The organism is Mesorhizobium bavaricum, assembly GCF_056781655.1.
Genome location: NZ_CM165566.1, coordinates 3613994 through 3640359, shown reverse-complemented (window position 1 = coordinate 3640359; position 26366 = coordinate 3613994). Strand labels below are relative to the sequence as shown.

The 26366-nt window shown below is 62.6% G+C and carries 22 protein-coding genes; 10 read left to right on the top strand and 12 right to left on the bottom strand.

Annotated elements, in window-relative coordinates:
• The first annotated feature begins 71 nt into the window (after positions 1-71).
• From AC1RZR_RS17800 to AC1RZR_RS17790, 3 genes are all read left to right on the top strand, one after another.
• The gene (locus AC1RZR_RS17800) at positions 72-503 is read left to right on the top strand and encodes a MarR family winged helix-turn-helix transcriptional regulator (RefSeq protein WP_477274667.1); all 432 of its coding nucleotides are present in this window, start codon (positions 72-74) and stop codon (positions 501-503) included.
• Between the two features lie 121 nt (positions 504-624).
• Positions 625-930: a hypothetical protein gene (locus tag AC1RZR_RS17795; protein WP_481825445.1), complete on the top strand. Its 306-nt coding sequence runs from the start codon at positions 625-627 to the stop codon at positions 928-930.
• A gap of 26 nt (positions 931-956) precedes the next feature.
• Positions 957-1838 carry a sigma-70 family RNA polymerase sigma factor gene (locus tag AC1RZR_RS17790; protein ID WP_481825444.1) on the top strand — a complete coding sequence of 294 codons (882 nt, stop codon included), beginning with the start codon at positions 957-959 and terminating at the stop codon, positions 1836-1838.
• A 47-nt stretch (positions 1839-1885) separates the two neighbouring features.
• Here AC1RZR_RS17790 and AC1RZR_RS17785 read toward each other — a convergent pair whose 3' ends face one another.
• A complete protein-coding gene (locus AC1RZR_RS17785; protein ID WP_481825443.1) occupies positions 1886-5857 on the bottom strand; it encodes an AsmA family protein in 3972 nt (1323 codons plus the stop codon).
• 133 nt (positions 5858-5990) lie between these two features.
• Between AC1RZR_RS17785 and AC1RZR_RS17780 the strand changes: the two genes are divergently transcribed.
• The gene (locus AC1RZR_RS17780; protein ID WP_481825442.1) at positions 5991-6980 is read left to right on the top strand and encodes a Dyp-type peroxidase; all 990 of its coding nucleotides are present in this window, start codon (positions 5991-5993) and stop codon (positions 6978-6980) included.
• Here AC1RZR_RS17780 and AC1RZR_RS17775 read toward each other — a convergent pair.
• Entirely contained in the window at positions 6966-7523 is a 558-nt protein-coding gene (locus AC1RZR_RS17775) for a hypothetical protein (RefSeq protein ID WP_477274657.1), read from the bottom strand. The two genes, AC1RZR_RS17780 and AC1RZR_RS17775, sit on opposite strands and share 15 nt — an antisense overlap.
• Complete coding sequence (locus tag AC1RZR_RS17770; RefSeq protein WP_481825441.1) at positions 7524-8942, bottom strand: FAD-binding oxidoreductase; 1419 nt, start codon at positions 8940-8942, stop codon at positions 7524-7526.
• Between the two features lie 122 nt (positions 8943-9064).
• Between AC1RZR_RS17770 and AC1RZR_RS17765 the strand changes: the two genes are divergently transcribed.
• Positions 9065-9550 carry a thioesterase family protein gene (locus AC1RZR_RS17765; protein WP_477274653.1) on the top strand — a complete coding sequence of 162 codons (486 nt, stop codon included), beginning with the start codon at positions 9065-9067 and terminating at the stop codon, positions 9548-9550.
• Positions 9551-9695: 145 nt separating this feature from the next.
• Positions 9696-9893, top strand: coding sequence for a hypothetical protein (locus AC1RZR_RS17760; RefSeq protein WP_095087062.1), 198 nt, complete (start codon positions 9696-9698; stop codon positions 9891-9893).
• Between the two features lie 25 nt (positions 9894-9918).
• On the opposite strand, the gene AC1RZR_RS17755 is transcribed toward AC1RZR_RS17760, so the two are convergent.
• The gene (locus tag AC1RZR_RS17755) at positions 9919-10398 is read right to left on the bottom strand and encodes an Lrp/AsnC family transcriptional regulator (RefSeq protein WP_477274651.1); all 480 of its coding nucleotides are present in this window, start codon (positions 10396-10398) and stop codon (positions 9919-9921) included.
• Positions 10399-10487: 89 nt separating this feature from the next.
• Here AC1RZR_RS17755 and AC1RZR_RS17750 point away from each other — a divergent pair, with 89 nt between their 5' ends.
• Positions 10488-11390, top strand: a complete 903-nt coding sequence (locus tag AC1RZR_RS17750; RefSeq protein WP_481825440.1) for an EamA family transporter — start codon at positions 10488-10490, stop codon at positions 11388-11390.
• Positions 11391-11395: 5 nt separating this feature from the next.
• Here the strand turns inward: AC1RZR_RS17750 and AC1RZR_RS17745 are convergent, their stop codons facing one another.
• Positions 11396-12283 (bottom strand): dienelactone hydrolase family protein, encoded by an 888-nt coding sequence (locus AC1RZR_RS17745; RefSeq protein WP_481825439.1) that lies wholly within the window; start codon positions 12281-12283, stop codon positions 11396-11398.
• 428 nt (positions 12284-12711) lie between these two features.
• Between AC1RZR_RS17745 and AC1RZR_RS17740 the strand changes: the two genes are divergently transcribed.
• A complete protein-coding gene (locus AC1RZR_RS17740) occupies positions 12712-13149 on the top strand; it encodes an HU family DNA-binding protein (RefSeq protein WP_481825438.1) in 438 nt (145 codons plus the stop codon).
• Positions 13150-13189: 40 nt separating this feature from the next.
• On the opposite strand, the gene AC1RZR_RS17735 is transcribed toward AC1RZR_RS17740, so the two are convergent.
• Entirely contained in the window at positions 13190-15505 is a 2316-nt protein-coding gene (locus tag AC1RZR_RS17735; RefSeq protein ID WP_481825437.1) for a glucose/quinate/shikimate family membrane-bound PQQ-dependent dehydrogenase, read from the bottom strand.
• Positions 15506-15698: 193 nt separating this feature from the next.
• Here AC1RZR_RS17735 and AC1RZR_RS17730 point away from each other — a divergent pair, with 193 nt between their 5' ends.
• On the top strand, positions 15699-16526 hold the full coding sequence (locus AC1RZR_RS17730; RefSeq protein WP_481825436.1) for a DUF2059 domain-containing protein: 828 nt from the start codon (positions 15699-15701) through the stop codon (positions 16524-16526).
• Positions 16527-16607: 81 nt separating this feature from the next.
• Positions 16608-19265, top strand: coding sequence for an ATP-dependent helicase (locus tag AC1RZR_RS17725; protein WP_481825435.1), 2658 nt, complete (start codon positions 16608-16610; stop codon positions 19263-19265).
• 2 nt (positions 19266-19267) lie between these two features.
• Here AC1RZR_RS17725 and AC1RZR_RS17720 read toward each other — a convergent pair whose 3' ends face one another.
• From AC1RZR_RS17720 to AC1RZR_RS17695, 6 genes are all read right to left on the bottom strand, one after another.
• Positions 19268-21115 (bottom strand): P-loop ATPase, Sll1717 family, encoded by a 1848-nt coding sequence (locus tag AC1RZR_RS17720; RefSeq protein WP_481825434.1) that lies wholly within the window; start codon positions 21113-21115, stop codon positions 19268-19270.
• Between the two features lie 271 nt (positions 21116-21386).
• A complete protein-coding gene (locus AC1RZR_RS17715; RefSeq protein ID WP_481825433.1) occupies positions 21387-22430 on the bottom strand; it encodes an ABC transporter permease in 1044 nt (347 codons plus the stop codon).
• A complete protein-coding gene (locus AC1RZR_RS17710; RefSeq protein WP_477274633.1) occupies positions 22427-23224 on the bottom strand; it encodes an ATP-binding cassette domain-containing protein in 798 nt (265 codons plus the stop codon). Before AC1RZR_RS17710 ends, AC1RZR_RS17715 begins: the two co-directional genes overlap by 4 nt.
• 72 nt (positions 23225-23296) lie before the next feature.
• Positions 23297-24304, bottom strand: coding sequence for a substrate-binding domain-containing protein (locus AC1RZR_RS17705; RefSeq protein ID WP_481825432.1), 1008 nt, complete (start codon positions 24302-24304; stop codon positions 23297-23299).
• A gap of 105 nt (positions 24305-24409) precedes the next feature.
• Entirely contained in the window at positions 24410-25315 is a 906-nt protein-coding gene (locus AC1RZR_RS17700; protein WP_481825431.1) for a sugar phosphate isomerase/epimerase family protein, read from the bottom strand.
• On the bottom strand, positions 25315-26349 hold the full coding sequence (locus tag AC1RZR_RS17695) for a Gfo/Idh/MocA family protein (protein ID WP_481825430.1): 1035 nt from the start codon (positions 26347-26349) through the stop codon (positions 25315-25317). The genes AC1RZR_RS17700 and AC1RZR_RS17695 overlap by 1 nt, the downstream gene beginning before the upstream one ends.
• Positions 26350-26366 lie beyond the last annotated feature (17 nt).

The window sequence follows — 26366 nt, the reverse complement described above, 5'->3', positions numbered from 1 at the left end:
TCGTAACACGATATAAATATTCAAGCCGGTTTTGTTCGAAATCCGTTTGAGCTTTTGCCGAAAACGAACAAATGTCCGGTATGACGCAGCCACAGAAACCACGCCCCGCCATCAGCCGCGCCGACTACCAGCGGCTGTCCGAGTTTCGCTACCTGATCCGCTGCTTCCTCGAATTCAGCCAGATCCAGGCAGAAGACGCCGGCCTGACCCCGCGCCAGCACCAGGCGCTGCTGGCAATCAAGGGGTTCCCGGGCGGCGCACCGGTGACGGTTGGCGATCTGGCGGAGCGCCTGCGCATCCGCCATCACAGCGCCGTCGAGCTGGTCAACCGGCTTTGCGAGGCGGGACTGGTCGCAAGGGATCAGGACAAGGATGACCATCGCCGCGTGCTGCTGCGGCTGACCGAGCGCGCCGACGATTGCCTGGCCGAACTGTCGGCCGCGCATCTCGACGAGCTGTCACGCATCGAACCCATGCTGAAACGCCTGCTCGTCCGCGAGTGAACACTCCCGCGTCTCAGCGGTGCCGAATTATTTCCCGGCACCCCGAATCCTTTGGCTTCATAGGAACGTCTCGGACAAGAGCGCGCCTGCAAGACGAAATAGGATCACAGGAACAACCAAGATGAAACGCCATCTGATACGCTACAAGATAAAGCCGGAGCGGGCCGACGAGAACGAGCGGCTGGTCAAGGCTGTTTTCCAAGAGCTGGGCGACAAAGCTCCGGACGGCGTTCGCTACATGACATTGCGGGCCGGCGACGGAACCTTTGTCCATCTGGTCGAAACGGAAACAGATGCCCATGCGGACCTCATCACCGGGCTGGCGGCATTCGAGGCCTTTCAGAATGGGTTCAGGGATCGTTGCATCGAACGCCCACAACGCGAGGAAATGACCGTGGTGGGCAGCTATCGGATGCTGGACCGGTAGGAGCCGACGACATCACGGGAACGCACATGAACATTCCCGGCGGCACCCGCGAGCCCTTCGATCGCCTGTTCGGCGAACTGCGCCCGAAGCTGCACCGCTATTGCGCCCGCATGACGGGCTCGGTCATCGACGGTGAGGACGTGCTGCAGGACGCCCTGACCAAGGCGTTCGAAGCCCTGCCCAACGCCGGCCCGATCGCAAATCCGCAGGGTTGGCTGTTCCGCATCGCCCACAATGCGGCGCTCGACTTTCTGCGCCGGCGAGCCCGCGAAAAGGCCTTTTCCGATGAGGATACGGACATGATCGTCGACCCGGCCAACCCCACCGTCGACCGTCAGGCCGCGGCCGCCGGCCTGCATACCTTCATGCGTCTGCCCGTCGCACAACGAAGCAGCGTCATCATGATGGACGTTCTGGGCTATTCGCTGCAGGAGATCGGCGCCATGCTCGACACCAGCATCCCCGCCATCAAGGCGGCGCTGCACCGTGGGCGCGGCCGCCTGCGCCAGCTCGCCGATGAACCCGAGGATCGCCCTTCCCCCAGACTGAGTGCGTCCGAACGCCTCCTCCTCGACGCCTACATTGATCGCTTCAACGCCCGCGATTTCGACGCGGTGCGCGACATGCTGGCGGACGAGGTGCGGCTGGAGCTGGTGGCCAGGGCGCGGCTGTATGGTCGCAAGCAAGTGGGCACCTACTTCCACAATTATTCGCGGGTCGAGGATTGGCGTTTCGTGCCCGGTTTCGTCGAAGGTCGGGCGGCAGTCCTCGTCTGCGATCCCGGCGACCCTACGGCGCGGCCGTCCTACTTTGTGCTGCTGGGATGGCAGGAGGGCAGGCTTGCCGCCATTCGCGATTTTCGTCACGCCCGCTACGTCGCGGACAGCGCCGAGATGTCCCTTCTTTGAACAATTGCCCGGTCGGATTGAACGACGGGAAGGGTCTGCGCTACTGCCTACTGCAACGACTTCAACAGATTGTCGATGGTGAACGGGTTGGACTTCGGCTTGGCCGGCGGCAGATTGTAGTTGACCCCCGGCAGCGGCGCACCCTTCGGAGCCTGTTGCGCGGCCTTGCGTTCGGCCTCGAGCCTGGCCTTTTCCTGCGAAGCGATGCGCATCGCCTCTTCCGCCTTCTGCCGCTCCTGCTCGTCGGCTTGCGCCTTGGCTGCCTCGTCGGCTTGCGCCTTGGCTGCCTCGTCGGCGGCCTGCTGCTCGGCCGCAGCCTTGGCGTCGGCATCCGCCTTTGCTTTGGCGTCGGCATCGGCCTTGGCCTTCGCGTCCGCGTCGGCCTGAGCTTTTGCTTCGGCATCGGCTTTCGCCTTTGCGTCGGCTTCAGCCTGGGCCTGCGCATCCGCTTCGGCCTTTGCCTTGGCGTCGGCCTCGGCTTTTAGCCGCGCCGCTTCCTCCCGTTGGCGAAGTTCCTCGGCGGCTTTGTCACGCGCATCCTGCAGCGCCGCGTAGTAGCGCACCTCGCGCCGCAGCCGCTGCTTTTCGAGCAGCGCCGCCTGCATTGCCTCGACGCGCTGTTGTTCCCTCTCCAGCGCGCGCTGGGTCAGGAACTGCGCCAGCGGCTCGCTGTCGAACTGCCGCTTTACGGCGCCGAACGGCCCCTCGGCGGTGAAATTCACGACCGGCTCGGAGCCGACCAGCGCCTCGTCGCCGGGCCGATAGGTGATCGCGCCCTTGGCGGAAACCATGGCTGCGTTGAGGTCGGCCGTGATGTCGGCGGACAAGGTCGCCGCCGGATTCTCCAAGCTGATCGGCGGTGCCCTGAGCGTGCCGCCGGCAACCGTGAAGGCGATGTCGCTATCCTTGGCGGCAAAACTGCCATCGGCGGCGATCTGCGGCGCGAAGCCGGCGGTCTTGGCCGCATCGATGTCGCGCCCGATCGCATCCGCCTTGGCGAGGAACGCGCTGAACGCATCGGGATTGACGCCGGCGACCTGCAACCTCTTCAGCGTCGCCGTGCCGGAGCCGGACAAGGCGGCCACCATCCCGTCGACCGATTTGCCGCTGGTCGACAGTGCCGTCGAGAAATCGCCATTGCCGCTGATGCCGGCATCCGGCAGCACGCTCGCCAGATCGGCGCCGGCCAGTTTCATCTGGCCGCTGAAAAGCCCGGTGCCGTCATTGTTCTTCAGTTCGAACAGGCCCGTCAGCGCACCATTGAGGAATTTCGCCTTGAGATCCGAAACCCGGATGCCTTCCTGGTCGAGCTTCAGCGAAAAGCTGGCGTCATAGGCGGTGGCGAACGGACCGGCGGCAAGCGCGGCCGTCGTCAGGTCGAGATCGGCGGTGAACGGCAGGCTGGATTTCTGACTGAACGGAGCAGCCGGCCACCCGCCAATCTTGTCCCTCAGGAACGCGGAATCGCCGAACAGCGCCACCGCCATCGGATCGAGGTCGAGTTCGTCGAGCGCCAGCGCGCCTGCCAGATGCGGCACGCCGTCCTTGACGTCGACATTGACATCACCCGACACCGCCGCCTCGTTGAGGGCGCCATTGAGATCGCCCAGCACCAGCAGGCCGTTGCCATAGTCGCCCTGCGCCGAAAGCGACGCCGACATGCCGGCGCCCATGCCGGGCAGACCGATGCCGGTCGTCATCAGCCACGGCTCGATGTCGGCGGCATCGAGGCTGAGCTTGCCCTTGGCGGCGAGGCCTTGCGACGTATCGGCGAGCGTCCCCTCGAAACCGGCCTTGAAGTCGTCGCCGGCAAGGCTGAAACTTGTCGCCAGGCCTCCGCCAAGCGTCCCCTTGGCCTGGATGTCCGTGCTTGCCTCGCCCAGCATTCCGAGCGGCAGCGCCGGCAGGCCGTAGAGCGCCAGCAGCGCGGTGGCGTCGGGGTTCTTGGCGTTGAAGGTCAGCGTCACCGGCGCTTCGAGAAGCTTGTCCGCAGCCCCCTTCCCCGACAGTGACGCCGAAAAGGCAGAGCCGCCGGCCTTGCCTTGTCCGCTCACCGCCAGCCCGGTCGTGCCATCGCCATTGTCGGCAGCACTTGCCACAAGGTCGACGCGCGCATCCTGGAACAGCTCGGGATAGGCTGCGGCGCGGCTTGCCAGCCCGTTCAGCACCGCATTGTCGCGATAATGCTGGGCCGCGACGTCGATCAGCGGCTTGAGATCGACGGCGACCACCGAAGCATCGAGCTTGCCCGTCGGACTCGCTGGAAAATCCTTGATCCGGCCGGTGGCGCTGATCGAGGCACCGGCAAGCCCGCCGACCGACAACCGGTCGATTTCAAGCAGCCCGTCGCGCAGCCTGAGCGCCGTGTCGACCGTGTCGGCGGTCAGGCCGCCGGCGCTGACAGGCCCCGCCTTGATCTGGAAATCGAGGTCGCGGTCGGCAAAGCGGTTGGCGCCCTTGTCGCTGACGAAGATCGAGCCGAAGGCCGCCAGCCCGTCTACATCGAGCTCGCCGCCTTCGAGCCGCATCAGCACCGATGGCTTGGCGTCGTCGGGCTGGCTGGAATCGATGCGGCCGGAAAACTTCGCCTTGCCCAGGATCAGTTCGAGATCGCTGAAGGCCTGGCGCTTTTCCGAGAGATCGACCTTGGCCTTGAAGCCGGCGGCGGGCAGACGGCGGATCGCCTCGTCGACATCCTTCGACAGCCAGGCGGCAAAGCCGGAAGGTTGCGCCACCGCCAGCAGCAGCGAGCCGGTGAAGCCGAAATGATCCTCGACGCTGAGCATGCCGTTGGCTTCCAGCGTGGTACGGCCGGGCAGTGTCGCGGCGAGCGATTTCACCAACCAGCCGCCATCCGTCGGCTCGGCGGAAAGGTGAACGTCGCGCACCGTGGTGTCGCCGGCGACCACTGCCGGCAGCTTGACCTCGACGGTTCCGGGTATGGTCGGCTTCGGCAGCTCGTGCAAAGCTTGCTCGAGCGCTGCGATGCGCTGGTCCAGTGTCGCCCCGGCGTCCGCCTCGGCGCCCACCGCCGCGTCGAACTGCACCTGTGCGCCACTCGCCTCGATGGCGAAGCTCGGCTTCAGCCCGAGATCGACCGAGGCCTTGCCATCGGCGGTGTAGGGATTGTCGAGCGGTCCGGTCTCGAAGCGGAATTCGTCGACGCCGAGCCTCTGGTGGTCGAGCGAAAACTTGCCGTTCAGCCGAAAGCCCGGATCGGGCTTGCCGGCGCTGACCTTCACCGTCTCGCCATCGGTGCCGCGCAGCGCCCCGCTGTTCTTGTCGGCACCGGAAATCTTGAACTGGCCGGAATAGACGGCCGCACCGTTGACGATGCCGGCATTACCGTCGGTCTCGATGACCAACGGATAGGCATCGGGATCGGCCTTCAGCCGAAGCCGCATCTGCCCATTGCCTTCGGCCTTGCCGGTGGAGGCATCGACCGTGGTGCGAAGGCCGTCGAGCCGCAGCGTGCCGTCCATGCGCCACGGACCTGCCAGCGACTTGGCCGAGATGGTCGAGTTGATCTCGGAGATGAGATGGCTGCGCCCACCGGCGGCATGGCGCAGTTCGATCTGCCCTTCCGTCACCGTCAGCTTTTCGATCGAGATCTGGTTGAGGTCGAAGGGCGAGGACGGCCGCATCGCCCAGTCGACCGTGCCGTTGTTGGCAATATCGATGGTCGCCTTCGGCCGCACCAGCCGCATGTCGAAGATCAGCACTTCGCCGCGCAGGAAGGGCGCCAGCTCGGCATCCATCGAAAACGTCTCGACGGTCATCGCCGGCTGGCCATTCGGGCCACCGGCGACGGCGACATCGGAGAAGGTCACCGAGGGGAACGGCAACAGCCGCGCCGTGGCGTCGCCCTGCACGGTCACCTTGCGGCCGAGAATGGCGCTGGACTCGCGCTCGAACTCGGCGCGGTAGCCGGTCCAGTCGACAAAATACGGCACCACCAGCGCCGCACACAGCACCAGCACAAACAGGCCACCAAAGATTACGAACAGGCGTGCGAGCATCAGCTCCGAACGAGTTGATTGAAATTCTGCCGCACTCTACCCGCATCCGCGTGTCGATAAAGAGGCAATTCATCCAGTGTTGCGCGATGTCGGATGATCTGAAACAAATCCGGGAAAAGCGGAGTGTTTTCGGATGTCGGGCAAGAACTGGGACCGCGTGCCGATCGACGCACAGAGCGTCGACGCTCCACTGTCGTTGTCGGCGGTCTTTCTTGTTGTCACCGTCGCCAGCGAGCAGAGCGCGCTCGCCAAGGTCGGCTCGGTGCTCGGCGGACTGGACGATCTCGTCAAGACTGTCGGCTTTCGCGACCTTTCCGGCCGCCTGTCCTGCATCGCCGGCATCGGCCGCGATCTCTGGGATCGTCTCAGTCCAGACCGAAGGCCGCTCGAACTGAAACCGTTTGCGCCGATCAAGGGAGCGGTTCATTCGGCGCCGTCGACAGCGGGCGACCTCCTCTTCCATATCCGGTCCGAGCGCCCAGACATGTGCTTCGAGTTCGAGCGCATTTTGCTCGACAGTCTTGGTGCCACGGTGACTGTCGTCGACGAGGTGTCGGGCTTTCGCTATTTCGATGCGCGTGACCTGCTCGGCTTTGTCGATGGCACGGCCAACCCGACCGGCCTCGATCTGCCCGCCGCGGCGCTCGTCGGCGACGAGGATGCCGATTTCGCCGGCGGCAGCTATGTCGTCGTCCAGAAATATCTACACGATCTCAATGCGTGGGCGCGAACGCCAACGCCCGTTCAGGAAGAGATCATCGGCCGTACCAAGATCGACAACATCGAAATCGATGATGACGACGCGCCGCGCAAGTCGCACAAGTCGCTGGCCACCATCGAGGATGCCGATGGCAATGAACACGAAATCCTGCGTGACAACATGCCCTTCGGCCAGCCGGGGCGGCAGGAGTTCGGAACCTATTTTATCGGCTATAGCAGGTATCTCTGGGTGATCGAGAAGATGCTGCAGCGAATGTATGTCGGTGACCCGCCAGGCGCCTACGACCGGCTGCTCGATTTCTCCACGCCGCACACCGGCACGACGTTCTTCGCACCAACCCGCCCCATGCTGCAGACACTTGTTCAGGGCACGCTGGAGCAGTCACCATCACCTGCGCCGTAGCAGCCTGTCGAGTAAGCGAACCGGTTTGACCTGGCGCATGGGCGCCTGATGTCCGGCGGCTTCCATCAAAACGCTCAAGACCGCCCCCTCATGCAGGCTGGCCGAAAAACTCTCGGCAATGAATTCCAGCGTCGAATCGTGGAACGTCAGGATAAAATGCCGGTAGTCTGAAAACATTTCAGGTTTGTGGGACGAATGAACTCGATTTGCCCGCTCCAGGGAAGCGATCCACGAGGAGTTGAGAACTTCGAATGACCCGTAGGACCGCAAGCCCAGCGCGTAAAGACGGTGGCCGCTGATGGCTTCGTCGTTCGGCGGGCCGAATTGAAATGCCAGATAAGGGTCTGCCGTCAGGATCGCGACGGACTGGTTGCCCGTTACAGGCGAAACCGAGCGCGGATTCGTGCCATCGAATGACGGATCTGGAATGTTGACGATATAGGCAACGAGCAGTCTGCGTTCATCCGCGAAGACGTGGGGCAGTGGAGCGCCAGCAGACGATTGCGGCACCTCGATCGGCAGAAGCGTCTCGGCCGCCGACATCTATCTGCCGACGCCCGGCAGGATCTTGCCGGGGTTCATGATATCAAGCGGATCGAGCGCCTGCTTGATCGTGCGCATGATGTCGACGCCATGACCGAGTTCATGGCGCAGGAAGCCAATCTTGCCCTGGCCGATCCCGTGCTCGCCGGTGCAGGTGCCGTCCATGGCGATCGCCCGCATGTTGAGCCGCGCGACGAACTTTTCCGACAGCGCGATCTCCTTGGGGTCGTCGACGTCCATCAGCACCAGCACGTGAAAATTGCCGTCGCCGGCATGGCCGACGATCGGCGCGATCAATCCCATTTCTGCGATATCGGCTTCGGTCTCGGTGACGCATTCGGCAAAGCGCGAGATCGGCACGCAGACGTCGGTCGACAGCCCCTTGGCGCCCGGCCGCAGCGTCAGCGACGACCAGTACGCGTCGTGCCTCGCCTTCCACAGCTTCGTCCGTTCCTCGGCGACGCTGGTCCACAGGAATGGGCCGCCGCCATTCTCCTCGGCGATCATGCCGAAGGTCTCTGCCTGCTCGGCAACGCCGGCATCGCTGCCGTGGAATTCGACGAATAGGCACGGGCTCTCGGGATAGTCGAGCTTCGAATAGATCTTCATCGCCCGCATCTGCAGCGCGTTGACCAGTTCGATGCGCGCCACCGGAATGCCCATCTGGATGGTTGCGATGACGGCGTTGCAGGCCGCCTCGACGCTCGGAAACGGGCAGACGCCGCCGGAGATCGCCTGCGGGATGCCTTGCAGCTTCAGCGTCAGCGAGGTGATGATGCCGAGCGTGCCTTCCGAGCCGATCAACAGCCGTGTCAAATCGTAGCCGGCCGAACTCTTTTTCGCGCGCTTGCCGGTCGTCACCGTCTCGCCGTCGGCCATGACGGCTGTCAGCGACAGCACGTTCTCGCGCATCGTGCCGTAGCGCACCGCATTGGTGCCGGACGCCCGTGTCGCCGCCATGCCGCCGAGCGAGGCATTGGCGCCCGGATCGATCGGAAAGAACAGGCCGGTGTCGCGCAGATGCCGGTTCAGATCCTCGCGCGTGACGCCGGGTTCGACCGTGCAGTCGAGATCCTGTGGATTGACCGCCAGGATGCGGTTCATCCCCGACGTATCGACCGAGATGCCGCCGCCCGGTGCGTTGGTGTGGCCTTCCAGCGATGAGCCGACGCCGAAGGCGATCACCGGCACCCGATGCGCGGCGCAAGCGCGCACGATCTCCTGCACCTCGGCCGCCGTCTCCGGAAAAGCGACTCCGTCCGGCGCCTGCGTCGGGATATAGGTGGTGGTGTGGGCGTGCTGCTCGCGGGTCGCCTGGCCGGTCTGGAAGCGCTCGCCGAGCCTTTGCTTGAGGATGCCGAGCACCGCAGCGATGCCTTCCTCGTTGCGCTCGACCGGATTGAGGTCGCTCAGAGCCATGAATTCCTCCGCGAATGGACCAGCGTCCACCCTTGTTATGCATTTATGGATGCGTAGTCTCACCGGCCACGCTCTGTCCAGACCAGCCCGCTGTGTCCCAGCACCAGAACAAGGAAGTTTCGATGTCCATCCCCGCCCCCTTCGTCTCCCAACCCATGGACATCGAGAAGGACTGGATCGATTACAACGGCCATCTCAACATGGCCTATTACAACGTGCTGTTCGACCGCTGTTCGGACGATGCCTTCGAGGCGATGGGCATGGGGCCGAACTACGCCAGGGACCGCCGCCTCACCATCTACACGGCGGAAGTCCATGTCTGCTACGTGCAGGAGCTGCATCTGGAGCACAAGGTCACGGTTACCTTCCAGTTGATCGACCATGACGACAAGCGGCTGCGTGTCTACCAGGAAATCCGCCACGTCGACGGTTGGCTCGCCGCCACCTCCGAATCGCTTTCGCTGCATGTCGACATGTCCGGGCCGAAGGTAGCGCCGTTCCCCGCCGATGTGTTGTCCAAGGTCGAAGCCATGCGCGCCGCCCATTCCGCATTGCCGATGCCGGAGCGCGCCGGCCGTTCGATCGGGATTCGTCGCAAGACCGCTTGAAGCGACTCGAGGCCCACGTTAACCTTACCGAGGTTTTAACGGGAAGAAGCCAATTGGGCCATTGAACGACTCAGCAGAGCGGTCGAAAACGATCCTCATGGGTTGCGATACGGGCGGCGCGGCGAAGCCGGTTCGAGGGACGTGCATGAAAACCGACATCAAGGTCGAGGTGGACAGGCTTGTCGCCGATCCGCGCATCACCGACTATGATTTCTGGCGCTCTCTCAAGAACGTCAACAACGAGATCTTCCACATCGCCAACAACAACGAGCCGATCCCGTTCGACATGATCCGCTGGCGCGCCATCCTGAAACAGGCGCGCATGAAGCGCGGCCACGCCTAAAATCTTCGAACCGACAATCCTGCCTTCAAGGCGACCTCTTCACCGCCGCCAGCGGCGAGCGCGCCACCACCGGTGACGACTGGATGATCGCCGTATTCGTCATCGCATAGGGGATGATGCGGTCGATCACCCGTTCGAGCTCGGCCACCGAGCCGACATGCGCGAGCGCGATGAAACAGTCCTCGCCGGTCACCCGGTCGCATTGCGCGATCTCCGGCAACTCGCGGATGATCTCGGCCACGACAGCCAGTTGCCCCGGCACCGGACGGATGCGCAGCCATGCCGACAGCGGCAGGCCAAGTGCGGCAGGGTTGATCCTGACCGAATAGGCCTCGATCACGCCGCTCTCCTGCAGCCGTTTGATTCGCTCGGCGACACTCGGCGCCGACAGGCCGACCGAGCGTGCAAGTTCGGCCGTGCTGATGCGTGCGTCCTTTTCCAGCAGACGCAGGATCTTCATATCCGCCGCATCGAGGTCGACACTTTCAGTTCGAAGGCGTTTCATGGAAAATCCCTTGATTCCGGGCGAAAGATAGCCAGAAGAGCCAACCATCATCCATGTAAATCAGCAAATCTGCCTGCGATACTGATCCGATGGACAACCAAACGCAAGCTCTTGAGGCAAGCCTTTCCCCTGCTGGCCATGTGCTTGGCGGGCTGGAGGCAAGGCTGCCGCCGCATGTCTGGTTCGGTGTCAGCGCCGTCTTCCACTATCTCGGGCCGGCCTTTGCCGTGCTGCTGTTCCCGCATGTCGGCGTGCTTGGCATGGCATGGCTGCGCATCGCCACGGCCGCGATGATCTTCGCGCCGTTGACCCGTCCATGGCGAACCTTCGCCCGCGCCGATCGCCCGACGCGGCTGCTGCTGCTGGCCTTCGGTGCCTGCCTGGCGGTGATGAACTGTTCTTTCTATCTGGCGCTCGACCGCTTGCCGATCTCGCTGGTGGCGGCGATCGAATTTGTCGGCACCATCGGCATTGCATTGATCGGCCTCAGGAGCCCGCGCAATCTTGCCGCCCTTGCCGTTGCCGTCACCGGCACTTTGCTGCTCATCGACATAAAGTGGTCGAGCGATCCGGTCGGGCTGTTCTGGGCCTTCCTCAACGGCGCGCTGTTCGTCGGCTACATCGTGCTCGGCCACCGCGTCGGCCGCGCAGGCGCAGGCGACGGCATCGCCAGCCTCGGCGCGGCCATGGCGATCGCCTTTGTTGTCGTGCTGCCGATCGGCTTCACCGATGCGCTGCCGGCCTTTTTCTCACCGTTGCTGCTTCTCGCCGCCATCGGCGTCGGCATCTGCTCGTCGGTCATTCCTTACATCTGCGACCAACTCGCCTTGTCGCGTTTGCCGCGGGCCAGCTTTGCACTGATGCTGTCGCTGCTGCCGGTCACCGCGACGCTGATCGGCGTCATCGTGCTGCGCCAGATTCCAAGCCTCAGTGATTGCCTCGGCATTGCGCTGGTGGTCGCCGGCGTTGCCTTCCACAAGCCGGCGCGCTGAAACAACTACGCCAGCTTCTCCTTCAGGAAAGCGATCGTGCGGCCCCAGGCTAGGTCGGCCGCTTTCTTGTCGTAGCGAGCCGCCGAGGTGTCATTGTTGAAGGCGTGGTTGGCGCCTTCGTAGACAAAGACCGTGTATTGGACATGCGCCGCATCGAGCTCCTTCTTGAAGGCGTCGATGCCGGCATTGGTGCGCTCGTCCAGCCCGGCATAGTGCAGCAGCAATGCCGCCTTGATCTTCGACACATCGGCGGCCTTCGGCTGCATGCCGTAATAGGCGACGCCGGCGCTGAGATCGGGTGCGTTGACGGCCAGCGTGTTGACCGTGCCGCCGCCCCAGCAGAAGCCGACGGCACCGACCTTGCCGTTGCCGTCCTTGTCGCCCTTGAGGAAAGCGACCGTTGCCACGCCATTGGCGGCCGTCTGCGCCGGATCGAGCTTGCCAAACATGTCCCGCGCCTTGTCCTCATCATCAGGCGTGCCGCCGAGCGGCGACAGAAAATCCGGCGCCAGTGCCACGAACCCTTCCAGCGCCACGCGTCGCGCCACGTCGCGGATATGTGGGTTGAGGCCCCTGTTCTCGTGCACCACGATGACGGTGCCGAGCTTGCCAGTCTGGTCGGCCGGCCTGACCAGATAGCCTTTCATGTCGCCGCCGCTGCCGGGATAGCTGATGTCCTCACCCTTCACGCGCGGATCGTTGTCGGCGACGATTGCCGCTTGCGCCGAATTCGCCGCCAAAAGCGGCGCGATCGCGGCGGCCGCCGCGCCCGACCCGGCAAGCCTGGTCAGCTGTTCCATGAAGCGCCGGCGGTCGAGCGTCAGATGCGTGTATTCGTCATAGGCGTCGATCATCGCCTGAGTGATGGCAGGCTTGGTGTTGACGTCGGTCATGGGGCGCTCCTTCGATCTCGGATCTCGACTTCGGTGTCCTTGTCGTCCGCAAGATAGGGGCGAGCTTCGCATCGTCCAGTCACGGCTCGGTGACGCCGTGTATCGCGATGGCCTGAAAGCGGTGGATCATCACATTTTGGTCATCGGCGACCAATCTTGATGGCGTTGCCACATTAGTGGGGGAGACTGCTGGACCTCGGCCGCGTCATGGCGCGCGGGTCACGGTCCTGATCTGAAATGCCGATCTGAAAGGAACGATGCCGATGACTATGCCTTCCCCGATCCTGGCAACCGCTGTCCTGGTTGCCGCGGCTACCATTCTGGCGCTGCGCGCGACAATCGTTGCCGCAAGCCGGAGGTCCATGGTCAAGGCTCGCAGCCGCCAGCGCCATCCGGCAAGCACGAAAACCCAAGGTTGAGGTCTGACCATGAACGTCCAGGATATCGTCAACACCGTCTCGCAAAAGACGGGCCTCGACCAGGCGACGACGGAGAAGGTCGTCGGCACAATTTTCTCGGTGCTCGAACACGAGACGGAAGGCACGAGCGCCTCATCGTTTTTCGCCAAGATCCCCGGCGCCGACGACCTTGCCCATCAATATGACGTCATGGCCGCCGCCCCGGCCGGCGGCGGCGGTGGCTTCCTGTCGTCGCTGCAAGGTGAGCTTGGCGGCGTTCTCGGCGAAAAAGCCGGCGCGCTGGTCAACGGCCTCGCCGCGCTCAAGGCATCGGGCCTCGACATGGCGCAGATCCAGAAGGCCGGCACGACGCTGATCCAGCAGGCCGAGGCGGCCGCCGGCCCCGACCTGACCAATGAGGTGCTCGGCTCGGTGCCCGGCCTGAAGAGCCATCTCGGGATTGGCTGAGGCGATGACCCAAGCCAAACTGGTCCTGAAGTAGCCTTCCCTATTTCGGCAGCGCGTAGGCCATCACATAATCCCCCGGCTTGGTGCCGACCGAGCCGTGGCCGCCGGCGACGATGACCACGAACTGGCGCCCGTCGGCGACCGTATAGGTCATCGGCGTGGATTGCCCGCCGGCCGGCAGCCTGGCCTGCCAGAGCTGCTTGCCGGATGTCAGGTCATAGGCACGCAGATAATCGTCAACGGCCGCGCCCAGGAACGCGACACCGCCGGCGGTGATCATCGGCCCACCGATGCCCGGCACGCCGACCTTCAGCGGCAACGGCAGGGGCGTCATGTCGTAGACGGTGCCGTTGCGATGCTTGTAGGCAATGGTGCCGGTGCGCAGATCCACGCCCGCGACATAGCCCCAGGGCGGTGCCTGGCAAGGGATGCCGAGCGGTGACAGGAACGGTCCCATCACCACCGCATAGGGCGCGCCTTCGTTGCGGTTCAACCCTTGCTCGCTGCCGCGCCCTTCGTCCGGCGGCGGCACCTGATCGCGCGGAATGAGCTGCGACTTGAATGCCAGGTAGGTCGGCATGCCGAACATCACCTGCCGCACCGGATCGACGGCGACGCCGCCCCAGTTGAAGGTGCCGAAATTCCCGGGATAGATCAGCGAGCCCTGTACGGACGGCGGCGTGTAGCGACCCTCATAGCGCAGGCCCTGGAATTCGATCCGGCACGCCAACTGGTCGAACATGGTGATGCCCCACATGTCGGCACCGGTAAGCGGCTTCGGATTGAACGAGAGATCCGATTCCGGCTGTGTTGGCGACGTGTGGTCGCCCTCGATGGCACCGCCGGGCGCCGGCACTTCCTTGACCCCAATCACTGGCTCGCCGGTGCGCCTGTCAAGCACATAGAGGTCGCCCTGTTTGGTCGGCCCGACCAGCGCCGGCACCACCGTGCCGTCGGCCTTGGTGATGTCGATCAGGCTAGGCTGCGCCGGCACGTCCATGTCCCAGAGGTCGTGGTGGACGGTCTGCCGCACCCAGCGCAACTGCCCGGTGTTGAGGTCGAGCGCGGTGATCGACGACGAAAATTTCTCGACATTGTCGCTACGCCCGGCGCCGAGCTGATCCGGCGTCTGGTTGCCGAGCGGCACGTAGAGCAGCCCAAGCTTCTCGTCGGCGCTTGGCGTCGACCACATGTTGGGCGAGTTGGCGGTATAGGTCTGGCCCGCCGCCAGCGGCGTCGTCTGGTCCGGGTTGCCGGAATCCCAGTTCCACACCAGGGCGCCGGTGCTGACATCATAGGCACGGATGACGCCCGACGGCTCCTGCGTCGAATAATTGTCGTTGACCGCGCCGCCGACGATAATCTTGCCGCCTGATATCAGCGGAGCCGAGGTCGAGTAGTAATAGCCCGACTTCGGATAGGGCATATTGGTCAAGAGGTTCAGCGTGCCGCCCTCCGCGAAGGCCGGGCAGACCTGCCCATTGGCGGCGTCGAGCGCGATCAGCCGCGCGTCCGAGGTCGGCAGGTAGACGCGGGTCGCGCAGGGCTGGCCGGCGGCGATGGCGGCATCGGCATAGTAGGACACGCCGCGGCAGGTCTGGTGCTGGCGGTCCTTGTCGAGCTTGATCTTGGGATCGTAGCGCCATTTCTCCTTGCCGGTCGCTGCATCGACCGCGATGGCGAAATTGTGCGGCGTGCAGATGTAGAGCGTGTCGCCGATCTTCAGCGGCGTCACCTGATAGGTGGTCTCGCCGATATCGTCCGGCCCCTTCACGTCACCGGTGCGGTAGGTCCAGGCCGGCTGCAGCTTGGCGACATTGTCCGGCGTGATCTGGTCGAGAGGCGAATAGCGCTGGCCAAACTGCGTGCGTCCGTAATAGTGCCACTCGCCGGCCGGCACATCGTTGCCGAGGTTGGCATTGGCGACCACCTTGTCTGTGCCGAGTTCGCCGGCAATGTCCTTCGGATCAGCGGTCATCGAATATCCGGCGACGGCAAGCGATGCGAGCACGGCAAGGATGAGCGGCGCACGCGCGTCGGGGCCGGCAAGACCCTGCCTTGCCCACGGCGTCAGCAGCCACAGCGCCACCAGCACGATGATGCCGCCGCGCGGCCCGAGTTCCCACCAGTCGAAGCCGGTTTCCCAGACAGCCCAGGCCAGCGTGGCGAGCACGATCGCTGCGTAGAGCCACAGCGCGGTGGATCGGCGCCGATAGAGCAGCCAGGCGGCGATCAGGAAGGCGAGACCAGCAATGATGTAGTACCAGCTGCCGCCCAGCGAAGCCAAGCGAATGCCACCGCCGCCAAGCGCCAGACCGATCAGGAAAAGGATGAGGGAGGTGATGGTGACAGCCAAGATGATACTCCTTCGACTGTTGCGCTTGCGACGCCCAAGGACAGCCCGATGCGCCGTTCCTGCCCTGGGCACAACTTTCTCCTGCCCGCCCCGCCTGTCAAGCTGGCCCACACGCCAAGGTGGCAATCCAGCTTGCCTGCAGTCGACTTTTCTAGCAGTCTCTTTTGGATCATTTCTACTCTGGAGCAAGCAAATGACGTCATTCGTTCCGCCGCTGACGCGCCTGGCGTTTGCGCTCTGCTGCCTTGTCTCCCTCACCGTGGCCGCGCCGGCGCAGACGCTGCATGAGATCAACAAGGCGAACGGCTTCCACGAGATGCTGACGGCTATCGGCCCGGGTTTCGTCGCGGCCGTGAAATCGGCGCCGGAAACGCCGCCGCAAAAAGTCCAGGACGCCCTGGCGGCGGCCATGGAAGGCGCCTTTGACGCGAACAAGATGGAAGCAGCCATCGAAGCGCGAATGGTGGACAAACTGCCCGCCAAGGACCTGTCCGACCTGGCCTCATTCTATGCGTCACCCCTCGGCAAACAGGTCACGGCGCTGGAAATTCAGGCCTCCACTCCGGCAGAAAGGGAACGCAAGACGATCGAAGGCCCCAAAATCCTGGGCGAGCTTCCGTCCAGGGATCCGGACCGGCTCGCACAGTACAGACAAATCGTCGATGATCTCAGCGCTGTCGACACCGGAGAAGCCGTGGCCTTGAACATGGGCTACGCGATGCTTTCCGAGATGTTGGGAGCGGCCGGAAAGGCCCTGCCCGACGACCAGATCATGGCCCTGCTGCGCCAGCGGTCCGAAGGGCTTCGCCATGACATTGAAACGGATGTCATGGTGTCGGTGGCCTACATCTACCGGGACCTGCCGCTTGACGATCTCAAGCTTTACGCGACGTTCCTGGCATCACCCGCCGGCCGCCACTATTACGACCAGATGCAGGTCGCCCTCGGCGCCGTGATGACGGACGAGGCGCGCTCGTTCGGACATCGATTTTTCGTCGCCCTCGGTTACCGCAAGGCCTGAACAGCCCATATCAGGCACTTTAGCGGAACAAAACGTAGACACTTCTGGCCTTTCGCCGCCGAATCACTACATTCGGGGGAGATGTCCGGCTTTTCCGAAGACATGCCCTTTTTCGACGAACCCAATGCGCGGCCCACGGCCCCGTCGGGCATTGCCGCGCGCGCCATGGCTGCCCGCAGCGGCCACACCAATGCGCCCGACTATCTGAAGGGGCTGAACCCCGAGCAGCGGCTGGCGGTTGAAACAACGGAAGGCCCGGTTCTGGTGCTGGCCGGCGCCGGCACCGGCAAGACGCGTGTGCTCACCACCCGCATCGCCCACATCCTCGCCACCGGCAAGGCCTTCCCCTCGCAGATCCTCGCCGTCACCTTCACCAACAAGGCCGCGCGCGAGATGAAGCAGCGCATCGGCATCCTGATCGGCGAAGGCAATGTCGAAGGCATGCCGTGGCTCGGCACCTTCCACTCCATCGGCGTCAAGCTCTTACGCCGCCATGCCGAACTGGCCGGCTTGAGATCCGACTTCACCATCCTCGACACCGACGATGTCGTGCGGCTGATCAAGCAGCTGATCCAGGCCGAGGGGCTGGACGACAAGCGCTGGCCGGCCAAGCAGTTCGCCCAGATGATCGACGGATGGAAGAACAAGGGGCAAGGCCCGGCCGACATCGCCGAGGGTGACGCCCGCGCCTTCGCCAACGGCAAGGGCCGTGAACTCTACAAGGCCTATCAGGCGCGGCTGCAGACGCTGAACGCCTGCGACTTCGGCGACCTTTTGTGCCATCCGATCCGCATCTTCCGTGCCAATCCGGATGTGCTGAAGGAATACCACAAGCGCTTCAAATACATCCTCGTCGACGAGTACCAGGACACCAACACCGCGCAGTACATGTGGCTGCGCCTCCTGGCGCAGCGGCCCGATGCCGGGCGCGCTTCAACATCTACGGATCTGCGACCGGCCGAAGGCCGCAAGCCCGACCGGGCGTCGGCCGGCCAGGCCGCCCCCGCGGAGGCCAGCGAGCAAAGCTCGCCTGCGGCCGTGAGCGACAACAAAGTCAACATCTGCTGCGTCGGCGACGACGACCAATCCATCTATGGCTGGCGCGGCGCCGAGATCGACAACATCCTGCGTTTCGACAAGGACTTTCCCGGCGCCACCATCATCCGGCTGGAGCGCAACTATCGCTCCACCGCGCATATTCTGGGGGCTGCCTCCCATCTCATCGCCTACAATGAGGGCCGCTTCGGCAAGACGCTGTTCACCGACCGCGACGAACCCGAGGACGACAAGGTGCATGTCCACGCCGCCTGGGATTCCGAGGAGGAGGCCCGCGCCGTCGGTGAGACCATCGAGGCCTACCAGCGCCAGAGGCACAATCTCAACGACATGGCCATTCTCGTCCGCGCCTCCTTCCAGATGCGCGAGTTCGAGGACCGCTTCGTCACGCTCGGCCTCAATTACCGCGTCATCGGCGGCCCGCGCTTCTACGAACGCATGGAAATCCGCGATGCGCTGGCCTTCTTCCGCGTCGTGGCGCAAGGCGCCGACGACCTCGCCTTCGAGCGCATCGTCAATGTGCCCAAGCGCGGTCTCGGCGAAACCACCATCCGCCAGATCCACGACACCGCGCGCGCGCTCCGCGTGCCGATGCTGGAAGCCGCCGCCAAGCTCGCCGAGAGCGACGAACTGAAGCCGAAGCCGCGCGCCGCACTGCGCGAAGTCGCGGCCAATTTCGAGCGCTGGCAGAAGGCGCTGGAAACCACGCCGCACACCGAACTCGCCGAGACTATCCTGGAAGAGAGCGGCTACACCGACATGTGGAAGAACGACCGCTCGGTCGAAGCCCCCGGCCGGCTGGAGAATTTGAAGGAGCTGATCCGCTCCATGGAGGAGTATGAGTCGCTTCGCTCCTTCCTCGAACATGTCGCCCTGGTCATGGATGCCGAGCAGAATGCCGAGCTCGATGCCGTCAACATCATGACGCTGCATTCGGCCAAGGGCCTCGAATTCGAGACCGTCTTCCTGCCCGGCTGGGAAGAAGGCCTGTTCCCGCATCAGCGCGCGCTCGATGAAGGCGGCCGCTCCGGGCTGGAGGAAGAGCGCCGCCTCGCCTATGTCGGCCTGACCCGCGCCAAGAAGAACCTGCATTTGTGGTTCGTCTCCAACCGCCGCATCCACGGCCTGTGGCAGTCGACCATCCCGTCGCGCTTTCTCGACGAACTGCCGGAAGCCCATGTCGAGGTCGCCGAAAGTGGCAACTCCTATGGCGGCTACGGCAATTCCTATGGCGGCGGTTCTTTTGCCTCCGGTCGCGGAGGCCGGCAAAACCCTTATGGCGCCTCGCGCTTCGACAATGTCGGCGCCGACACCGAAAAATCCGGCGCCTTCTCCAACACCTACGCGACGCCAGGCTGGCAGCGCGCCCAAGCCAACCGCACCGAGGCGACCGACCGCAACTGGGGCTCGCGCTCTGGCCATCAGGTCGAGCGCATCGGTTATGGCGAGACCGACTCCGGCTACGGCGCCGGCCGCACCTCCGTCAAAGGCCGCACCATCGATGGCGAACTGGTCGCCAAATCCGTCGCCGACAAGCCATCCCCCTTCAGCGTCGGCGACCGCGTCTTCCACCAGAAATTCGGCAACGGCAACATCTCAGCCATCGAAGGCAACAAGCTGACCATCGACTTCGACAAGGCCGGCCAGAAGCGCGTGCTGGACGGGTTCGTCGCGGCGGTGTGACATTAGCGCTCCCGCTTGACTGCGGTTGCTCTCGGTTTTGCGTACTTGGTGCTGACTTCAAACGACACTTTGTCCGCCAGTCGCATTTGAGATTTTCCAACGTAGTCCGCTATTTTGAAGTAGTAATCGGCATGGTTCTCACCACCGCGAATAAAGCCAAACCCCTTTTCAGGAACGAGGCTTATAACAGTGCCGATACTGCGAACCTTGTTTGATTTCCTTATTCTTATAGGCCGTCCGACGTTTAACGCTTTGCTTAGACCGTAGAAGATTTCGTACTCCATACCAGAGCGAACCTTAGGCGCTACGTTTGATAGCGTCCTCTCCCTAAAACACCATCGTATGAAAGGTTCTGACTCCTGCCGATCGTCTCCATCACGCTCTTTGTAGCAAATAACGTTTTGATCGTAAAGAAACTGCAGAAAGACACCTTCATTCTCAAAAAATTGCGGCAAAACCTTCCCGGAAGAGTCGCATTCAGATATAAATTCATTGAATGCAGCTAAATATTCTTCAAAAGTAAACTTCCTTTTCCCCTTCAAATAAAGAAAGAACTGCAAAAAAACATCGTATTCGTCTTGCGAATAGTAAAATAATAACTGATCCCTAATTTCTCCAAGCAAGTACTCAGCATGAGCGTCACGAAAAGAGGAATCGTTAAAATCAGCCTCCGATACATACTCAGATGGATTTGCCTTCTTTTTCAAAATATCCTGAATTGTCGCTATCATACTAGTAATGTCCCGAGGACGATAGTAACTAAAACGAAGAAACGAAAGGAACGAGTTCGTCCCGCTTTCCCCCGAGACCGATCCGGACTTAACGTTTTCTGCGAAGAAAGGAAAATAATGATCCCAAGCCTGCCCCAACTTCAATAATGGATCATCCTGCTGAGCAGATAAAAGGCGATCTGCAACCTTAAAAAGTAGTGAACTGCGATAATCCTTATATGTAGTCATCCAATTAAGAAAAACAGAATTATCTCTTAGTTTTGTATTTATGTTGTGTAGTCCAGTCCTAAGTAATATATCAGGCCTAACCAATAATACTACCTTAATTCTTCCTTTGCTGTCCTTTATATTCGAAAGGAAGTCGTTGTTGATAGACCATACGGCCTCCACCAGGCCTCTAACGCAGTCAAAATAGTCAGGATACGCAATGTCCGACGGCCTAACGTCGATGCCATCTATAAATATTATCATGTTTTCATCTAATTTTACGCCACTTAGCGCAGCTTCGAACGCTTTGCGTATCTTTAGTAGGTTCGTCTGAAAAACAGAATTTGAATCACCGGCCTGATAACCACTTTTTGCCGAAATACCAGATTCAATACCAGAGTATTTGGCCAACAGCGATGACGCTACCTCTCCAGACTCCACAAAAGTAAGCATTTTAACAATTTCAGGCACAAACGCTTTCTGGTAAAAATCGTCGATAACTTTCTTCAAAGCACCTAATTTTGTAAAACGTCGGAGAAATTCAGGCGTACCAGACTGCGAGATTACACTAGATGCGCTCGCCATAAGAAGCAGTGTACGCCAAACTTCGACATACTGGCTCAGAGGCAAGTGGCCTTGGCGCTTTAACTCGATGAATTTCTGATATTCTGTTTGACGGACATCGAACGTCGACACCCTATTATTTTTGTAAATATTGTTAGCCAAGTAGGTGGCATAGGCAGTTTTTCCAGTCCCCTTTTCTCCAACAACATAATATATATTAGGATCAATAATTCTATCTAAGAACTGATCTCCAACAAAATATTTTGATAACAGCGCTTTATTTTCCCGACGCCGATAGTTCTCAGCATTGCTAAATCCAACATTCAGATCCACAAATGGCTTGTACATGGGCATGATTCCGCCTCGTCGGTTTTGGAGAACGTGTCAGATGTTTGTCTGACTGTCAAAATTGCCACTCTGCGGTGACGTCCGACGGCTGTGTTGCACTCTTTGCCCTCACCAATCATTGCAAACAGACATGGCGGCATGCCGCCTGCGGGTCCTTCTCCACCTACATGCGCTGTTCGTACCAACTGATTGCTTCCACTTCGGGCTGTGACACCTTCCTAACTGTCGCCGACAAAGTCTCCGTTCACAATTCGGCCAAGATGGCGGCCCCTCACCGGTACCGCGCCTGGTTCCACTTATGCCCCAGCAGCGACAGGATGATGATCAGTCCGTTGAAGAACTGGACGTAGAAGCCGCTGAGGCCAGCCGCCACGACGCCGGTCTGGATGAACGACACGGTGACGGCGCCGATGGCGCCGCCGACGACGGTGCCGATGCCGCCCCAGGTCGGCGTGCCGCCGACGAACACCGATGCCAGCACCGGCAAGAGATAGCCATCCCCGGCGGTCGGCCACCAGGTGAAGTTGATCATCACCGAGAAGGTGCCGGCGATCGCCGCACCAATGCCGACGAAGACGAACACCTTCACCCGCACGCGCTTGACGTCGATGCCCATCTGCTGGGCGCTGTCGGGATTGTCGCCGACCACTCTCACCTGCGCGCCGAAGCGGTGGCGGTTGTAGAGCATCGCCGACAGCACGACGAAGGCTATGGCCCAGAAGATCTGCACCGGGATGCAATAAACCTGGCTGGAGAAGATTTTGTAGGCCCAGCTGTCGGCGAGGCCGGTCAGCGACATCGACTTGCCCTCGTTGACGATCTGGATCAGGCCGCGCAGCAGGAAGTTCATGCCGAGTGTGGCGATCAGTGACGACAGCCCGCCATAGACCACCAGCGAGCCGACCAGGAAGCCGAGCAGCATGCCGGTGACGAGTGCCGCGGCAATGCCGAGGAACGGATCGTAGCCGGCCTGCACGACCAGCGCGAAGACCCATGAAGCAAAACCCATCGTCGCCGGAAACGACAGGTCGATCTCGCCGCAGGTGACGACGAAGACCAGCGGCACCACCACGAACAGCGCCACCGGCAGGGTGGTCAGCACCGAGCTGTAGAGATACCAGGTGGTGAAGACAGTCGGGTTGGCGATCATGAACACCGCCATCATGACGATGAACACGCCGAGCGTGCCGAGCGAAGCGCGGTTGTCGAGGATGAAGCCGCGCAACCATTGATCGGACGGGTGCTTCCATTCTTTCTGCGAGCGAGGAATGGCGGCTGACGGTTCGTGCAGATCGGGTTCCATAGTCTTGCTCATCGCATTGCCCCCTCGGCGTCGCCGGTGTCGTGCAACCCGGCCAACCCGCCGGGGTGGGCGACATCCTCCATGAAGTTGATGAGGTCTTCCGCCGACTTGATCTCGCTGCGGTCGGCCGTCAGCGCCACCTTGCCGCGATCGAGCACCACGAAGCGATCGGCGATGTCGAAGACATGATGGATGTTGTGGCCGATGAACAGGATCGAGCGGCCGCTCGCCCGCACCTGGCGCACGAAATGGAAGACCTTGGCGGTTTCGGTCAGCGACAGCGCCGTCGTCGGCTCATCGAGGATGATCAGTTCCGCCTGCTTGTAGATGGCGCGAGCGATCGCCACACCCTGGCGCTCGCCGCCCGAAAGCTGCCCGACGATCGACTGCGGCGTGAACACTTTCGAGGTGAAGCCGATCTCGCGCATCAGCCGGCTTGCCTCCTCGATCTCCTTGTTGACCTTCAGCCAGCCGAGGAAGCCGGTGAGCTCGCGGCCCATGAAGATGTTGCGCACGATGGTCTGCTGCACGGCCAGCGCCCGGTCCTGGAACACCGTCTCGATGCCAGCGTCGCGCGAACGCGCGGCACTCCAGCCGGTCACCGGCTTGCCGCGCACGAGGATCTCGCCGCTGGTCGGTTTGACCACGCCGGACAAGATCTTGATCAGCGTAGACTTGCCGGCGCCATTGTCACCGATCAGGCCGACCACCTCGCCGCGGTCGACGCTGAGATTGACTCCCCCCAGCGCATAGACCTGACCATAGGACTTGCTGATGTCGCGCAGTTCGATGAGGCGTTCGGCCATGGCGATCCTCGCTTGGTTTGCCGATATTTTGCCGATCGGGATCGAGCCCGACCGGCATGCCGAGATCACAGGTCAGCGCAGCGCCTGCTTGGCGAGTTCGGCGACGATCTCGTAGTTCTCAGGCGTGACGAAGCCGGCGCCGGTGTCGACATTCATCGGCGCGAGACCCAGCACGACCTGCTGGCAGAGGCTGAGGATCGGCAGATAGCCCTGCAGGAAAGGCTGCTGGTCGGCCGTCAGCTGCACCCAGCCGCCCTTGAAGGCCTCGACGATCTGCGGGCTGGTGTCGAAACCGAAGTTGAAGATGTCGCCGGCCTTCCTCCCTGCGGCCTGCATGTAGGTCGGCACATTGCCGAGCATCTGCCCGCCGGGATAACCGACCGCCTTGACGGTGGGATTGTTGAGCAGCGCGGCGGTGATCACTGGGATCGCGAGATTCGGATCGGCAGCCCACTCGGGCACCGAATTGATTTGAATGACGTCGATGCCGGCCTCTTTCAGCGCCGCGACTGTGCCACGCTCGCGCGCGCCGCGACTTTCGTTATCGAACGGACCGATCATGATCGCCTTGTCACCGCCCTTCAGCTTGGCCAGCTTGAACGCCTCGGCGCCGAGCGCGCGGCCCTGCTGCTCCTGCTGGGCGCCGACATAGCCGCCACCGAACGCCGCCGTCACCTTCGGCACCGGCACGTTCTGGTACATCATCTTGATGCCGTCCTTATGCGCCTGTTCGGCCAGCGGCATGATCGCAGCGTCGCCCGGATGACCCATCATGGCGATGCCGCCAGGCTTGACCGCGACTGCTTCGCGCAATTGCTGCACCATCTTTTCGACGTCCCAGCCGGAGAAGATGTAGTCGACCTTGGGTCCGAGATCGGCCGCCGCCTGCTTGGCGCCATTGTAGACGATGGTGCCGAAGGCGTCGCCCTCGGCGCCGCCGACGAAGAAGCGGATGTGGACGTCCTTGCACCATTGGGCGTCGAGCGCCTGCGCTGGCAAGGTGGAGATCGCAGCGGCGAGTGTCGTGGCGGCGGCCACGATGGTCGAGCGCAGAAGTGTCCTTCTCATCGTCATGCTCATGCACTTATCCTCCCTTTTTTCCCTGGCCAAGCCGAGGGGTTTTCGACGATCGCTTCGGCAGTGCGCCGCAATCCTGGCTGGCCGGCACCTCCCGCCGGCCAGCCCTCACACCGGGTTGGGCAGGTAGCTGGCGCCTCCCCGGCATTGCTTCAGATAGTCGAGCGCGCGTACCTGCCCGGTGATCTCCAGCTCGTTGCGATAGACCGGGTCGTGCCAGCCCTCGATGTCGATGGCGCCCTTGTAGCCGGCCAGCCGCAATTCGCTGATCACCCGCGTCCAGTCGCTGTCGCCGAAGCCCGGCGTGCGCATCTGCACGAACGGCAGCCGGCCGAACACGCCGTGTTCGCGGATCACGTCCCAGCGCACCGTCGCGTCCTTGCCGTGGACATGGAAGATGCGCGGCGCCCATTTGCGGATCTGCGGCAGGGGATCGATCAGGTAGACGAGCTGGTGGCAGGGCTCCCATTCCAGGCCGAGATTGTCGTCCGGCAATTCGTTGAACATCAGCTCCCAGGCGTCCGGATTGTGGGCGATGTTCCAGTCTCCACCAGCCCAGTTGCCGTCCATCGCGCAGTTCTCGAAGGCGATGCGCACGCCCTTGTCAGCGGCGCGCCTGGCCAACGGCCCCCAGACTTCTTTGAAGCGCGGCAGGCTTTCGGGCAGCGGCTTGCCGCGGAGGCGGCCGGTGAAGCCGCTGACCATCGAGGTGCCGAACAGATGCGCGTTGTCGATCACCGTTTCCCAGGCCTGCAGCACGCCGCGATCGACATCGCCACCCTCCAGCGGATTGCCGAACACGCCGATCGAGGACACCGTGACGTCGGCATCGCCGATCGCCTCGTGGATCTGGCCGGCAAGCCGCGGCAAGTCCTTGCCGCCCAGCGTCTGCCAGAAGAAGGGCTGGATGCTCTCGAAGCCGAGCGGCAGGATCGCCTTGATATAGGCGGCAGGGTCATCGAGATTGGCCCTCACCATGGTGCCGATCCTGATGTCGAGAAGCGGGTTTGGCATCATTGTCCATCCTGTGTGGAGATCGCTACCCGGCGCCCGGTCTCGGCGCTCTCGATGGCGCCGAAGACCATGGCCAGGCTCTTTATGTTGTCGGCGCCGCATGTCTCCGGCTCGGTGCCGGTCTCTATGGCACGCATGAAGTCCTGGATGATGCCGAGATGGCCGCCGACACGGTCGGCGGGATCGAGCGACGGCACGGCGATCGGCTCGGTGCGGCCAAACAGGCCGTCGCGGTCGGATAGGAGTACCTCGGCCTTGAGATCGTCATTGCCGTCCCAGACCAGGCTGCCGCGCTCGGCAACGATGCGCCAGCTGCCCTCCCAGCTGGTGCGGAAGCCGTCGGCGCACCACGAGCCGGCATAGGTGAAGACCTTGCCGTCGCCGAGATCGAAGACCGCGCTGGCCGACGATCCCTGCCGGTACCAGGAACTGGCTGGCTCCCATTCCTGGCAATAGACGCCAGCCGGCTCGCCATTCACCATGTAGCGGGCGGCGTCGAAGGTGTGGATCGCCATGTCGAGCAGCAGCACATGGGCCATCTCCTCGCGAAAGCCGCCGAAATGCGGAGCGACGAAGAAGTCGGCATGGATGCTGGTCGCGGCACCGATGGCGCCGGAAGAGAGAAAGCGCCTGATGCGCCGGACATTGGCGACATAGCGGCGGTTCTGGACGACGGCATGAATGCGCCCGGCCAGGCGGGCGGCCTCGACAATGGCGCGCGCATTCTCCGGACTGTCGGCGAGCGGCTTTTCCGTCAGGAGATGGCAATGATGGGCAAAGGCGGAAAGCGCGACCTGGCGGCGGGCAGCGGGAACCACCACGTCGAAGACCACGTCAGGCCTGGTCTGGTCGAGCACGGCGTCGAGGCTGGTGCCGATGACGACATGGGTGAGGTTGTATTCGCGTGCCCTCGCCCGCGCCCTCTCTGCGTCGAGGTCGACAAGGCCGACAATGGCAAGCCCGTCGATCTGCCTAATGGCGTCGAGCCAGTGCTTGCTCATCGCTCCGCAGCCGACCAGGACGGCATTGATCATCCAGCACTCCTCCTCCG